This window comes from Frigoribacterium sp. ACAM 257, assembly GCF_007954365.1.
Taxonomy (GTDB): domain Bacteria; phylum Actinomycetota; class Actinomycetes; order Actinomycetales; family Microbacteriaceae; genus Frigoribacterium.
Genome location: NZ_VOLO01000001.1, coordinates 505,574 through 519,155 on the forward strand (window position 1 = coordinate 505,574; position 13,582 = coordinate 519,155).

Sequence of the window (13,582 nt, forward strand, 5' to 3'; positions counted from 1 at the left end):
GCGCCGGGGGCCGGGACGGGCGCGCTGATAATCTGGCCGTCCCCCGTCTCCCGGGGGTCGAACGGAGCTGATCACCCCCATGTCTGACACCGCTGAGCGCTACGGCTTCGTCGTCGTCTCCAACCGCCTCCCCGTCGACCGCGTCGTCGCCGAGGACGGCTCCGCGTCCTGGCAGCACTCGCCCGGCGGCCTCGTGACCGCCCTCGAGCCCGTGATGAAGGCCAACGACGGCGCCTGGGTCGGCTGGGCCGGCCAGCCCGAGCTCGAGTTCGAGCCGTTCGTCGACGAGGGCATCCACATCGTCCCCGTGCCCCTCAGCGCCGACGAGGTGCAGCGCTACTACGAGGGCTTCAGCAACGACACCCTCTGGCCGCTGTACCACGACGTCATCGCCGCCCCTACGTACCACCGGCTCTGGTGGGAGGCGTACGTGCAGGTGAACCAGCGCTTCGCCGACCGCGCCGCCGAGATCACCGAGGAGGGCGGCACGATCTGGGTGCAGGACTACCAGCTGCAGCTCGTCCCGAAGATGCTCCGCGAGGCTCGGCCCGACGTGACGATCGGCTTCTTCAACCACATCCCGTTCCCGCCGCTCGGCATCTTCTCGCAGCTGCCCTGGCGCCGTCAGATCCTCGAGGGGCTGCTCGGCGCCGACGTCATCGGGTTCCAGCGCGGCGACGACGCCTCGAACTTCTCGCGGGCGGTGCGCCACCTGCTCGGCTACGGGACGACGCGTCCCTACGTCGAGGTGCCGGTCGACGACGACGTGGTCTCCGGCTCGTCGCACGTGTCGCGGCGCGGCACGAAGGTGCGCCGGGTGCTGGCCAAGCACTTCCCGATCTCGATCGACGCCGCCAGCTACGAAGAACTGGCCGCGCGACCCGACATCCAGGCCAGGGCCGCCGAGATCCGCGCCGGCCTCGGCAACCCGAAGACGGTCATGCTCGGCGTCGACCGGCTCGACTACACCAAGGGCATCCGGCACCGGATGAAGGCGTTCGGCGAGCTGCTCGCCGACGGGCGCCTGAGCGTCGAGGACGCGACGCTGGTGCAGGTCGCGAGCCCCAGCCGCGAGCGGGTCGAGACGTACAAGACGCTCCGCGACGAGATCGAGCTGACCGTCGGCCGGATCAACGGCGACTACGCGACGATGAGCCACACGGCCATCAGCTACCACCACCACGGCTACCCGCGTGAGGAGATGGTGGCGCTGTACCTCGCCGCCGACATCATGCTGGTCACGGCCCTGCGCGACGGGATGAACCTCGTCGCCAAGGAGTACGTGGCGGTCCGCCGCGACAACGACGGCGTGCTCGTGCTGAGCGAGTTCGCCGGCGCCGCCGACGAGCTCAAGACGGCGCTGCTGATCAACCCGCACGACATCGGCGGCCTGAAGAACACCATCATGCGCGCGATCGAGATGCCGAAGCGGGACCGGACGACGAGGATGCGCGCCCTCCGTCGTCGTGTGCTCGAGCACGACGTGGCCAGCTGGTCCGCGTCGTTCCTGCAGGCGCTCGAGAACGTGCGCCCCGGCCAGCAGATCACGGCACCCGCCGAGGAGGACGCATCGTGACCACGACCCCCCAGACCACGGACGACGAGTCGCGAGCCCTCTCGGACGCACTCGGCCGTCTCGCGACGACCCCGCGCCTCCTCGTCGCCCTCGACTTCGACGGCACCCTCGCGCCCGAGGTCGACCAGCCGATGGCGGCCCGCCCGCTGCCCGAGTCGAAGGAGGCGATCCGTCGCCTGCTCGAGCTGGAGGGCACCTCCGTCGCCCTCGTGTCAGGCCGCGACCTCGCGTCGCTCGACCGGATCAGCGAGATGCCCGAGCAGGTGCTGCTCGTCGGCTCGCACGGCATCGAGGTGCGGATCGGGGGAGAGATGACCTCCCTGACCGACGACGAGCTCGCCCGCCGCGAGGTCATCTCCGATGCGCTGCACACGGCCGCCGACGGTCGCGAGGGCGTCTTCGTCGAGGAGAAGCCCGCGGGCCTCGCCCTGCACACGCGGCTCGCCGACGAGGCGACGACGACGGAGGTGCGCGAGGCTGTCCGGCAGCGCCTCGCCGACGAGCCCGGCGTGCACTCCCGCGAGGGCAAGAACGTGCGCGAGTACGCGGTCCGCCCGACCGGCAAGGATGACGGAGTCGCGCGGCTGCGCGACGCCGTGGGCGCCACCGCCGTGCTCTTCGCCGGCGACGACGTCACCGACGAGGACGCCCTGCGGTCGCTCGGCGACGACGACCTCGGCATCCGGGTGGGGCCCGGCGAGACCGCCGCGAGCCACCGCGTCGCCGACCCGGCGGCGATCGGGCGGCTCCTCGGCGAGCTGGCCGACCTGCGCGCGCACCTGGGACATGCCTGATCGCGCATGCGTCCCTCGGCCGTGCCGTCCTCGGGCGGTCCTCTCAGGTGACCGCAAGGTAAGCTGACATCTCCGCCCGACTCCTCGTCGCCGATCAGCCCGAACGACCGACGAACTCGCCAGCCGACGGAGGTGCACCATGATGATCGCTGCTCTCGCGGCCTTCGCGGTCGCCTCGATCGTCGTCGCCGCACTGGGTCGCCGGCTCGGGCCGTCGCTGTTCCTCTGGGCCTCGGCCGTGCCCTTCGCCGCCATGGTGATGACCGCCCTGCAGGGCCCGCAGGTGCTCTCGCAGGGGCAGGTCGTCGAGTCGGTCCCGTGGATCCCGCAGCTCGGCATCACGCTGACCCTCCGCCTCGACGTGCTGTCGTGGGTGCTCGCCCTGGTCGTCACCGGCGTGGGCGGGCTGGTGCTCGTCTACTGCTCCCGCTACTTCAAGCCGGGGGAGAAGAGCCTCGCCCGCTTCGCCGCCGTGCTGGTCGCCTTCGCCGGCGCGATGTACGGGCTCGTCACCAGCGACGACGTCTTCGTCCTCTTCGTCTTCTGGGAGGCCACGAGCGTCTTCTCGTACCTGCTGATCGGTCACTACACGAACAAGCAGGCGAGCCGCGGGGCCGCGCTCCAGGCGCTGATCGTGACCACGGCGGGCGGGCTGGCCATGCTGGTCGGCCTCGTGGTCCTCAGCGTCCAGGGCGGCACCTCCTCGATCGAGGCCCTCGTCGCGTCGCCGCCGAGCGGCACGGCCGTCACCGTCGCGGTGATCCTCGTGCTCGTCGGCGCGCTGTCGAAGTCGGCCCTCGTGCCGTTCCACTTCTGGCTGCCCGCGGCCATGGCCGCCCCGACCCCGGTCAGCGCGTACCTGCACGCCGCGGCCATGGTCAAGGCGGGCATCTACCTCGTCGCCCGCTTCGCGCCCGGCTACCACGACTCGCCCGGCTGGCAAGAAGTGGTCGTCACCGTCGGCGTCGTGACGATGCTGCTCGGCGGCTACCGTGCCCTCCGCCAGCACGACCTCAAGCTCGTCCTCGCCTACGGCACCGTCAGCCAGCTCGGCTTCCTCACGATCATCGCGGGCTACGGCACGCGGGACGCGGGGCTCGCCGCCCTCGCGCTGCTCGTCGCGCACGCCCTGTTCAAGGCGACGCTGTTCCTCGTCGTCGGCATCGTCGACCACCGCACCGGCACGCGTGACCTCCGCAAGCTGAGCGGCCTGGGCCGCCAGGCGCCCTTGCTCGTCGTCATCACCGTGGTCGCGCTCGCGTCGATGGCCGGCGTGCCCCCGACGTTCGGCTTCGTCGCGAAGGAGGCGGTGCTCTCGGCCCTGCTCGCCGACGCCGAGCACGGCAGCGCCTGGGGATGGATCGCGCTCGTCGGCGTCGTCGTGGGCTCCGTCCTCACCACGGCCTACAGCCTGAGGTTCCTCTGGGGCGCCTTCGCCCGCAAGCGCGACGTGGCCCCGGTCGACTTCGTCCGCGAGCACATCGACTTCCTCGCGGCGCCCGCGGTCCTCGCCGCCCTCAGCCTCGTGCTCGGCTTCGTGGCGGCCCCGGTCGACTCCGTCATGGCCCGCTACGCCGACACGCTGCCGCACGTCGAGGGCGAGCACGGTCCGTACCACCTGGCGCTCTGGCACGGTCTCGAGCCCGCACTCGGCCTCACCGTGCTCTCGCTCGTGCTCGGCGCCGTGATGTTCTGGCAGCGCGAGCGGGTGTCCGCGGTGCAGAAGGCGGTCTCGTTCCTGCCGCGCGCCTCCGACGGCTACGTCCGGATCATGACCGGCATCGACAAGACGGCGTCGCGCACCACGGCGACGACCCAGCGCGGGTCGCTGCCGTTCTACCTCGGCACGATCCTGGTCGTCTTCGTGGTCTCCAGCATCGTCACGCTGTCGTCCAACCGGAGCTGGCCCGACGCGGCCGTCATCTGGGACTACCCGGCGCAGCTCGCCGTGGGCGGCCTGATGATCGTCGGCGCCGTCGCCGCGGCCCGGTCGAACAAGCGCTTCCAGGCCGTCGTGCTGGTCGGGGTGACCGGCTACGGCATGGCTGCGCTCTTCGCCCTGCACGGCGCTCCCGACCTCGCGCTCACCCAGGCGCTGATCGAGACGATCACCCTCATCGCCTTCGTGCTGGTGCTGCGGCGCCTGCCGGCCCGCCTCGGCGACCGCAACGGACGCTCGCACCGCGCGCTCCGAGCCGTCATCGGCGTCTCGGTGGGCTGCGTCATGGCGACCATCGCCGTCGTCGCGCTCGGCGCCCGCAGCGGCGGCACGATCTCGAGCGCGTTCCCCGAGCTCGCGGTCGTCGGCGGCCACGGCAAGAACGTCGTCAACGTGACGCTGGTCGACATCCGCGGCTGGGACACCATGGGCGAGATCAGCGTGTTGATCGCGGCCGCGACCGGAGTCGCGAGCCTCGTCTTCCTCACGTCGCGCACGGACATGCTGCCGCGTCCGGCCCGCCGTACCCGCGCCCAGCGCTTCCTGGCCCGCGTGCGCCCGGCCCTCGAGCCTGCTCCCGTCGTCCCGGGTTCCGGGGACGGCGGCAGCCAGGCCGACCGGGCCGACGCCTCCTCGAGCACGGCGGTCGGGTCAGAGGTCGAGGGCGACCGGCGTGCCTGGCTGCTCGCCGGCCGCAAGCTGGCGCCGCAGAACCGCTCGATCCTGCTCGAGGTCGTCGTCCGGCTGCTCTTCCACGCCATCGTCGTCGTCTCGATCTACCTGCTCTTCGCCGGCCACAACCTGCCCGGCGGCGGCTTCGCCGGCGGATTGGTCGCGGGCATGGCGTTCGTGGCGCGCTACCTCGCGGGCGGACGGTTCGAGCTCGGCGCCGCGGCGCCCCTCGACGCGGGCAAGGTGCTCGGCTCCGGCCTGCTGATCGTCGTCGCCACGGCCGTCGTCCCCCTCTTCTTCGGCGTCGACGCGCTGACCTCGACCTGGTTCGAGGGCGAGGTGCCGCTGCTCGGCCACGTCGAGTTCGTCACGTCGACGTTCTTCGACATCGGCGTCTACCTCGTCGTCGTGGGTCTCGTGCTCGACGTGCTCCGCAGCCTCGGGGCCGAGGTCGACCGACAAGAAGAAGAAGACGACCGCGGCGACGCCTCGGTCACGGCCACCACCAAGGCGGAGGGTCCCGCATGAGCGCGTCGCTCGTCCTGATCGTCGTGATGGCGGCGCTCTACGCGTGCGGCATCTACCTGATGCTCGAGCGCAGCATGACGCGTGTGCTGCTGGGCTTCCTGCTCGTGGGCAACGCGACGAACATCCTCATCCTCACGATGTCCGGCCGCAGCGGCGAGGCGCCGATCGCCGACGGCCAGGTGGCCGAGTCGAGCTTCGCCGACCCGCTGCCGCAGGCGCTCATCCTCACTGCCATCGTCATCACCTTCGGGGTCTCGGCCTTCCTGCTGGCCCTCATCTACCGTTCCTGGCGGCTCGCGCAGGAGGACGACGTGGCCGACGACCTCGAAGACCTCGAGATCGGCATCCGCGGGGTGCCCGCCGAGGACGAGACGCAGGGCGACGGCGACGACGAGAGCGACGGGGACACCGAGTTCGGTCCCGACGCCGAGGCGGCCGTCCCGAAGACGTCCTTCGACGACGACGACCCGTGGGACCACGCCCCGAGCGAGACCATCCCGGTGGCCGACCCGGAGCACGCTCCCGACCACGACCCGGCCCACCCCGAACGAGACCGCGACCGCGGCACCTACCGTGACGACCCGAGAGGAGGCCGACCGTGAACCTCGACTTCCTCGTCCCGCTCGTCGTGCTCGTGCCCCTCATCGGCGCAGGCGCCGCACTCGTCGCGACCCGGCGGCCCCGGCTCCAGGCCGTGCTCACGATCGCCGCCCTGGCGATCGTCGTGGCCATCAGCGCCGTCCTCCTCGTCGTCGTCGACCATGACGGCGCGATCGCGGTGCAGGTCGGCGGGTGGGAGGCGCCCTTCGGCATCCTCCTCGTGGTCGACCGCCTCGCGGCGCTCATGCTCACCATCTCGTCGATCGTGCTGCTGGCCGTCTTCGTGTTCTCGGTCGGGCAGGGCTCGGCGGACGGTGACGGCGACGCCCCCGTCTCGATCTACAACCCCACCTACTTGATCCTGGCCGCCGGCGTCTTCGACGCGTTCGCGGCGGGCGACCTCTTCAACCTCTACGTCGGCTTCGAGATGCTGCTGATCGCGAGCTACGTGCTGATCACCCTCGGCGGCACCGAGCAGCGGATCCGCGCCGGTGTCACGTACATCGTCGTGAGCCTGCTCTCGAGCGTGCTGTTCCTGGCCTCGATCGCGATGATCTACGGCGCCCTCGGCACGGTCAACATCGCCGACATCGCGCAGAAGATGGACACCATCCCGCCGGACGTCCAGACGATCATCCACGTGATGCTGCTCACGGCCTTCGGCATCAAGGCGGCGATCTTCCCGCTGTCGTTCTGGCTGCCCGACTCGTACCCGACCGCTCCGGCCCCGGTGACGGCGGTGTTCGCGGGCCTGCTGACGAAGGTCGGCGTCTACGCCATCATCCGGACCGAGACCGTGCTCTTCGTCGAGAGCAACGTGAACGTCTACCTGCTGATCATCTCGTTGCTGACGATGGTGATCGGGATCCTCGGCGCGGTGGCGCAGGCAGACATCAAGCGCCTCCTGTCGTTCACCCTGGTCAGCCACATCGGCTACATGATCTTCGGCATCGCGCTCGGGACCGTCGAGGGCCTGGCCGCGACGATCTACTACGTGGTGCACCACATCACGGTGCAGACCACGCTCTTCCTGGCGGCGGGGCTGATCGAGCGGCGCGGCGGGACGGCCTCGGTGCTGCGCCTCGGCGGGCTGCTCAAGGCGGCGCCCGTGGTGGCGGTGCTCTTCTTCATCCCGGCCCTCAACCTCGGCGGCATCCCCCCGTTCTCCGGCTTCATCGGCAAGGTGGCGCTCTTCGACGCCGGCGCGCGCCTCGACGACCCGCTCGTCTACGTGCTGATCGGTGCCGGCGCGGTCACGTCGCTGCTCACGCTCTACGCCCTGATGCGGGCCTGGAACCTGGCCTTCTGGCGTCCCGGCAGCGACGTCGAGGACCACGAGTCGCCCCTCACCGAGCGTCTCGAGGAGGCACCCGGCCGCACCGCTGTCCAGGCGAAGCGCGCCAACCCGCGCACCATGATCGGCGCCACCGTCGGCATGGTCGGCGTCTCGCTCGTCCTGACCGTCTTCGCGGGCCCGCTCTACGGGGTCGCCGAGCGCGCGGCGGGCAAGGTCTACGGCTCGAACTCGTACGTGCAGCTCGTCTTCCCCTCGGGTGAGGGCGACACCGCCGACAACGAGGGGAGCGCACCGTGACCGCCCGGCCCTCGGCCCACGAGATCGGACGCAGCCTGCTCCGTCAGCTGCCCCTCCTCGTCGGCCTCGTCGTCCTCTGGATGTTCCTCTGGAACCAGCTGACGGTGCTGTCGTTCGTCACGGGCGTGCTCGTGGCGCTGCTCGTCACGCGCGTGTTCTTCCTGCCGCCGGTCGAGCTGAGTGGGCGGTTCAACCTCGGCTGGGCGCTGGTGTTCCTCGGCCGGTTCGTCTTCGACCTCGTCGTCGCGTCGGTCGAGGTCGCCTGGAAGGCCGTGCGGCCCCGAGGCGTGAAGAGCAACGCCATCGTCGCCGTCCAGCTGCACACCCGGTCGGACTTCATCATGACGCTCGTCGCCGAGGCCGTCTCGCTCGTTCCCGGGTCGCTCGTCGTCGAGGCCGACCGTGAGAGGTCGATCCTCTACATGCACGCCCTCGCGGTCGAGGACGCGGACGGCGTCGAGGAGGTGCGGCACAGCGTGCTCGGCTTCGAGAAGCGCATCGCCCGCGCGCTCGGCAGCGCCGACGACCTCCGCCGCATCGCCGACGGCACGCCCGCCACCGAGGACGCCCCGACCGACCGGTCCGGCGCCGAGGTGCCCGTGAACGAGAAGAACAAGGGGGTCGCCTCATGACGATCGTCTCCTGGGTCGTCGGCGTGCTGTTCGCGTTCGCCGCGCTCGCGTCGGTGCTCCGGATCGTGCGGGGGCCGTCCATCCTCGACCGCATGATCGCGAGCGACATGCTGCTCACGACCCTCATCTGCGTCCTCGCCGCGGACATGGTGCTCGGGAACCACACCCGGACCCTGCCGGTCATCATCGTGCTTGCCCTGACGGCCGTCTTCGGCTCGATCACCGTGGCGCGCTACGTGTCGAGGCAGGACCCGTCATGAGCGACGAGTTCTACACGGTCTCGAGCGCGGTGCTGCTCGTCGCCGGCGCGACGCTCTCCGCGGCCGCGGGCGTCGGCCTGCTCCGGTTCCCCGACGCGCTGACCCGGATGCACGCCGCCACGAAGCCGCAGATCTTCGGGCTGATCCTGATGCTGTCGGCGATCGCGCTCGACCAGCACACCCTCGGCACCATCGCCTCCCTGGTGGTCGTCCTCGTCTTCCAGATGCTCACGGCCCCGATCTCGGCACACATGATCGGCAGGGCCGGCTACCGCAACGGCGACCTGCGTCGCGACATGCTCGTCGTCGACGAGCTCGACGAGGCGGTCGCCCGAGCGGGAGAAGAGCTCGTGGCCGACGGTCAGTCGCTCTCGGACGTCGACCCGTCGACCCTGCCGGTGGGGTCCGCCGACGCGTTGGCCGTCGAGCTCGACCGCGCGGACGGGCTCGACGACTCCGAGGGCGACGACGACGCCCACGACGACGAGGCGCGCGAACGGGAGCACGACGCCCCGCTGCACGTCAAGGGCGGGCACCACCACCCCGCTGATCCCGGCCTCGGCTGAGGGGCCTGCCTGCTGTCGGTCAGGCCCTAAACTCGACCCATGCCCGTGAATGACAGCCAGCCGTCGGACGCAGAAGCCCGAGGCCCCGTAGACGCAGCGCCCATCGACGCAGCACCGATCGACATCAAGCCCCGCAGCCGCGTCGTCACCGACGGGGTCGAGGCCACCACCTCGCGCGGCATGCTCCGCGCCGTCGGCATGGGCGACGAAGACTGGGACAAGCCGCAGATCGGCATCGCCAGCAGCTGGAACGAGATCACCCCCTGCAACCTGTCGCTCGACCGGCTCGCCCAGGGCGCGAAAGAGGGAGTGCACGGCGGCGGCGGCTACCCGCTGCAGTTCGGCACCGTCTCCGTCTCGGACGGCATCTCGATGGGCCACGAGGGCATGCACTTCTCGCTCGTCTCACGAGAGGTCATCGCCGACAGCGTCGAGGTCGTCATGAACGCCGAGCGCCTCGACGGCTCGGTGCTGCTGGCCGGCTGCGACAAGTCCTTGCCCGGCATGCTGATGGCCGCCGCCCGGCTCGACCTCGCGAGCGTGTTCCTCTACGCGGGCAGCGTCGCCCCCGGGTGGGTCAAGCTCAGCGACGGCACCGAGAAGAACGTCACGATCATCGACTCGTTCGAGGCCGTCGGCGCCCACAAGGCCGGCACCATCAGCGACGACGACCTCAAGGCCATCGAGTGCGCCATCGTGCCCGGCGAGGGCGCCTGTGGCGGCATGTACACCGCCAACACGATGGCGAGCGTGGCCGAGGCTCTCGGCATGAGCCTGCCCGGCTCGGCGTCGCCGCCCTCGGCCGACCGTCGTCGCGACTACTTCGCCCACCGCTCGGGCGAGGCCGTGGTGAACCTGCTGCGTCTCGGCATCACCACCCGCGACATCCTGACGAAGGAGGCGTTCGAGAACGCCATCGCCGTGGCCATGGCGTTCGGCGGGTCGACCAACGTCGTGCTGCACCTGCTGGCGATCGCCTACGAGGCCGAGGTCGACCTCACGATCGACGACTTCAACCGCATCGGCGACACGATCCCGCACATCGGCGACCTCAAGCCCTTCGGCAAGTACGTGATGAACGACGTCGACCGCATGGGCGGGGTGCCCGTCGTCATGAAGGCCCTGCTCGACGCGGGCCTGCTGCACGGCGACTGCCTCACCGTCACCGGCAAGACCGTGCGGGAGAACCTCGAGGCGATCAAGCCGAAGCCGCTCGACGGCGAGGTGCTCCGCACCCTCGAGAACCCCATCCACGCGACCGGCGGGCTCACCGTGCTCAGCGGCTCGTTCGCCCCCGAGGGCGCCGTGGTCAAGACCGCGGGCTTCGACGCCTCCGTCTTCGAGGGCCCGGCCAAGGTCTTCGAGCGGGAGCGCGGCGCGATGGACGCCCTGACGGCCGGTCGCATCGAGGCGGGCGACGTCGTCGTCATCCGCTACGAGGGCCCCAAGGGCGGCCCCGGCATGCGCGAGATGCTCGCCATCACGGCGGCCATCAAGGGCGCTGGGCTCGGCAAGGATGTACTACTCTTGACGGACGGGCGATTCTCGGGCGGCACAACCGGCCTCTGCATCGGCCACATAGCACCCGAAGCGGTGGACTCCGGTCCCATCGCCTTCGTGCGTGATGGCGACCTCATCCGTGTCGACATCGCCGCTCGCTCGATCGACCTACTCGTCGACGCCGCTGAGCTCGAGGCCCGCCGAGAAGGCTGGGCGCCCCTCCCTCCGCGCTACACCCGCGGTGTCCTCGCCAAGTACGCACGCCAGGTCCGCTCCGCGGCCGAGGGCGCAGTCACGTACTGACCTCGTCCCGACCGGCTCGGCGCGGCACCGCCGCCCGAGCCGGCATCCGGACGGGGCGTCCGGCTCGCCGCTCCGCACAGCGCACCGCCGTCGACCGGCACCGTCGTCACCGCTCCACCACCACCACGAAGAGGGAATCGGCACTGATGCCCAACGACACGACACCTCAGCCCGGCGCCCCCGTGCGCCCCGGCGCCCGGCCGGCCCCCGCCGCCGGCCCCACGAGCTCCGCGACGACCGCGCAGCCGGTCGTCCTCACGGGCTCCGGCGCCATCCTCAAGTCGCTCGAGCACCTCGGGGTCACCGACGTCTTCGGCCTCCCCGGCGGCGCGATCATCCCGTTCTACGACGAGCTGATGGCGTCGACCGCCATCCGCCACATCCTGGTGCGCCACGAGCAGGGCGCCGGCCACGCGGCCGAGGGCTACGCGGCGGCCTCAGGGCGGGTCGGCGTGGCGATCGCCACCTCCGGCCCCGGGGCCACCAACCTCGTCACCGCCATCGCGGACGCCTACATGGACAGCATGCCGCTGCTCGCCATCACGGGGCAGGTGTTCTCGACCCTGATGGGCACGGACGCGTTCCAGGAGGCCGACATCGTCGGCATCACGATGCCGATCACCAAGCACTCGTTCCTCGTGACGAAGCCGGAGGACATCCCGGCGACGCTCGCCGCGGCCTACCAGATCGCGAGCACCGGCCGGCCCGGCCCCGTGCTCGTCGACATCACGAAGGACGCCCAGCAGAACTCGGCGCCCTTCGTCTGGCCGCCCGTCGTCGACCTGCCCGGCTACCGGCCCGTCACGAAGGCGCACGGCAAGCAGATCGCCGCGGCGGCCCAGATGATCGCCGAGGCGAGGCAGCCCGTGTTCTACGTCGGCGGCGGAGTGATCCGCGCCGGGGCCTCGGCCGAGCTGAAGGCCCTGGTCGAGCTGACCGGCGCCCCGGTCGTCACGACCCTCATGGCGCGCGGCGCCTTCCCCGACACCCACGCCCAGCACCTGGGGATGCCCGGCATGCACGGCACCGTCCCCGCTGTGCTCGGCCTCCAGGAGAGCGACCTGATCATCGCGCTCGGTGCCCGCTTCGACGACCGGGTGACCGGCAAGGCCGATCTCTTCGCCCCCGGCGCCAAGGTCGTCCACGTCGACATCGACCCGGCCGAGATCTCGAAGATCCGCCTGGCCGACGTCCCCATCGTCGGCGACGCCAAGGTCGTCATCCCCGACCTCGCCGCGGCGTTCGCCGAGATCCCCGCCGCCGACCGTGCCGACACCTCGGCCTGGTGGCAGAAGCTCGAGGGGCTGCGCGAGCAGTTCCCGCTCGGCTACACCCAGCCCGACGACGGCCTGCTCTCGCCGCAGGCGGTGATCCAGCGGATCGGACAGCTGTCCGGTCCCGAGGCGATCTACGCCTCCGGCGTGGGCCAGCACCAGATGTGGGCCGCGCAGTTCATCGAGTACGAGCGTCCGCACGCCTGGCTGAACTCGGGAGGCGCGGGCACGATGGGCTACTCGGTGCCGGCCGCGATGGGCGCCAAGGTGGCCCAGCCGGACCGCGTCGTGTGGGCCATCGACGGCGACGGCTGCTTCCAGATGACGAACCAGGAGCTCGCCACCTGCGTCATCAACGACATCCCGATCAAGGTCGCGATCATCAACAACTCGTCGCTCGGCATGGTCCGCCAGTGGCAGACGCTCTTCTACGAGGGGCGCCACTCGTTCACCGACCTGAACACCGGCCACGAGACCCGGATGGTGCCCGACTTCGTCAAGCTCGCCGACGCGTACGGTGCCCTCGGCATCCGCGTCACGCGGGAGGACGAGATCGACGCCGCGATCCAGCTCGCGCTCGAGACGAACGACCGCCCGGTGGTGATCGACTTCGTCGTCAGCCGCGACGCCATGGTCTGGCCGATGGTGCCCCAGGGCGTCTCCAACTCCGAGATCCAGCACGCCCGGGCCCTCGCCCCCGAGTGGGACGACGAGGCCCCCGGCACCAGCGCCTCCGACACGACCCGTGACGGCGACATGACAGGAGAGCACGCATGAGCCACGTCCTGAGCCTCCTCGTCGAGGACAAGCCCGGTCTGCTGACCCGGGTCGCCGGGCTCTTCGCCCGCCGCGGCTTCAACATCGAGAGCCTCGCGGTCGGCAAGAGCGAGGTCGAGGGCCTCAGCCGCATCACCGTCGTCGTCGACGTCGAGGAGCTGCCGCTCGAGCAGGTGACGAAGCAGCTGAACAAGCTGATCAACGTCATCAAGATCGTCGAGCTCGACTACTCGCAGTCGGTGCAGCGCGAGCACATGCTGATCAAGGTGCGAGTCGACGCCACCACCCGGTCGCAGGTGCTCGAGGCCGTCACGCTCTTCCGCGCGTCCGTGGTCGATGTCTCTACGGACTCGCTCGTGATCGAGGTCACCGGCGACACCGGCAAGACGACGGCGCTGTTGCGCGTGCTCGAGCCCTACGGCATCCGCGAGATCTCGCAGTCCGGCCTGCTGGCCATCGGCCGCGGCTCGAAGGCGATCACCGACCGGGTCCCCAAGGCCCAGTGACCGGCGCGGGCTCGTCCCGTCGCCTCCCTGCTCCACCCCACCGCCCCACCGCCCCACACAA

11 protein-coding genes are annotated in these 13,582 nt (G+C 70.9%); all 11 read left to right on the plus strand.

Annotated features, from left to right (window positions below):
• The first annotated feature begins 79 nt into the window (after positions 1-79).
• The 11 genes from ES689_RS02365 to ilvN all read left to right on the plus strand — a co-directional run bounded on the left by ES689_RS02365 (position 80) and on the right by ilvN (position 13,521).
• A complete protein-coding gene (locus ES689_RS02365) occupies positions 80-1,576 on the plus strand; it encodes a trehalose-6-phosphate synthase (RefSeq protein WP_146899696.1) in 1,497 nt (498 codons plus the stop codon).
• On the plus strand, positions 1,573-2,370 hold the full coding sequence (gene otsB, locus ES689_RS02370) for a trehalose-phosphatase (RefSeq protein ID WP_223269338.1): 798 nt from the start codon (positions 1,573-1,575) through the stop codon (positions 2,368-2,370). Before ES689_RS02365 ends, otsB begins: the two co-directional genes overlap by 4 nt.
• Positions 2,371-2,512: 142 nt before the next feature.
• Positions 2,513-5,509, plus strand: coding sequence for a Na+/H+ antiporter subunit A (locus ES689_RS02375; protein ID WP_146901700.1), 2,997 nt, complete (start codon positions 2,513-2,515; stop codon positions 5,507-5,509).
• A complete protein-coding gene (locus tag ES689_RS02380; RefSeq protein WP_146899702.1) occupies positions 5,506-6,111 on the plus strand; it encodes a Na(+)/H(+) antiporter subunit C in 606 nt (201 codons plus the stop codon). Before ES689_RS02375 ends, ES689_RS02380 begins: the two co-directional genes overlap by 4 nt.
• Complete coding sequence (locus ES689_RS02385) at positions 6,108-7,703, plus strand: Na+/H+ antiporter subunit D (protein WP_146899705.1); 1,596 nt, start codon at positions 6,108-6,110, stop codon at positions 7,701-7,703. The genes ES689_RS02380 and ES689_RS02385 overlap by 4 nt, the downstream gene beginning before the upstream one ends.
• Positions 7,700-8,335 carry a Na+/H+ antiporter subunit E gene (locus ES689_RS02390; protein ID WP_146899708.1) on the plus strand — a complete coding sequence of 212 codons (636 nt, stop codon included), beginning with the start codon at positions 7,700-7,702 and terminating at the stop codon, positions 8,333-8,335. The genes ES689_RS02385 and ES689_RS02390 overlap by 4 nt, the downstream gene beginning before the upstream one ends.
• Positions 8,332-8,595, plus strand: a complete 264-nt coding sequence (locus ES689_RS02395; protein ID WP_123546477.1) for a monovalent cation/H+ antiporter complex subunit F — start codon at positions 8,332-8,334, stop codon at positions 8,593-8,595. The genes ES689_RS02390 and ES689_RS02395 overlap by 4 nt, the downstream gene beginning before the upstream one ends.
• On the plus strand, positions 8,592-9,161 hold the full coding sequence (mnhG, locus tag ES689_RS02400) for a monovalent cation/H(+) antiporter subunit G (protein WP_146899711.1): 570 nt from the start codon (positions 8,592-8,594) through the stop codon (positions 9,159-9,161). The genes ES689_RS02395 and mnhG overlap by 4 nt, the downstream gene beginning before the upstream one ends.
• A 39-nt stretch (positions 9,162-9,200) precedes the next feature.
• Complete coding sequence (gene ilvD / locus ES689_RS02405) at positions 9,201-10,964, plus strand: dihydroxy-acid dehydratase (RefSeq protein WP_146899714.1); 1,764 nt, start codon at positions 9,201-9,203, stop codon at positions 10,962-10,964.
• A gap of 146 nt (positions 10,965-11,110) precedes the next feature.
• Positions 11,111-13,015: an acetolactate synthase large subunit gene (locus tag ES689_RS02410; protein WP_146899717.1), complete on the plus strand. Its 1,905-nt coding sequence runs from the start codon at positions 11,111-11,113 to the stop codon at positions 13,013-13,015.
• Positions 13,012-13,521: an acetolactate synthase small subunit gene (gene ilvN / locus ES689_RS02415; RefSeq protein WP_123546473.1), complete on the plus strand. Its 510-nt coding sequence runs from the start codon at positions 13,012-13,014 to the stop codon at positions 13,519-13,521. Before ES689_RS02410 ends, ilvN begins: the two co-directional genes overlap by 4 nt.
• Positions 13,522-13,582: the final 61 nt, after the last annotated feature.

Bases quoted from the DNA above. Each gene is read 5' to 3' on its own strand.
- ES689_RS02365 (WP_146899696.1), top strand. From the start codon at position 80: ATGTCTGACACCGCTGAGCGCTACGGCTTCGTCGTCGTCTCCAACCGC.
- ES689_RS02375 (WP_146901700.1), top strand. From the start codon at position 2,513: ATGATCGCTGCTCTCGCGGCCTTCGCGGTCGCCTCGATCGTCGTCGCC.
- ES689_RS02380 (WP_146899702.1), top strand. From the start codon at position 5,506: ATGAGCGCGTCGCTCGTCCTGATCGTCGTGATGGCGGCGCTCTACGCG.
- ES689_RS02395 (WP_123546477.1), top strand. From the start codon at position 8,332: ATGACGATCGTCTCCTGGGTCGTCGGCGTGCTGTTCGCGTTCGCCGCG.
- mnhG (WP_146899711.1), top strand. From the start codon at position 8,592: ATGAGCGACGAGTTCTACACGGTCTCGAGCGCGGTGCTGCTCGTCGCC.
- ilvD (WP_146899714.1), top strand. From the start codon at position 9,201: ATGCCCGTGAATGACAGCCAGCCGTCGGACGCAGAAGCCCGAGGCCCC.
- ES689_RS02410 (WP_146899717.1), top strand. From the start codon at position 11,111: ATGCCCAACGACACGACACCTCAGCCCGGCGCCCCCGTGCGCCCCGGC.
- ilvN (WP_123546473.1), top strand. From the start codon at position 13,012: ATGAGCCACGTCCTGAGCCTCCTCGTCGAGGACAAGCCCGGTCTGCTG.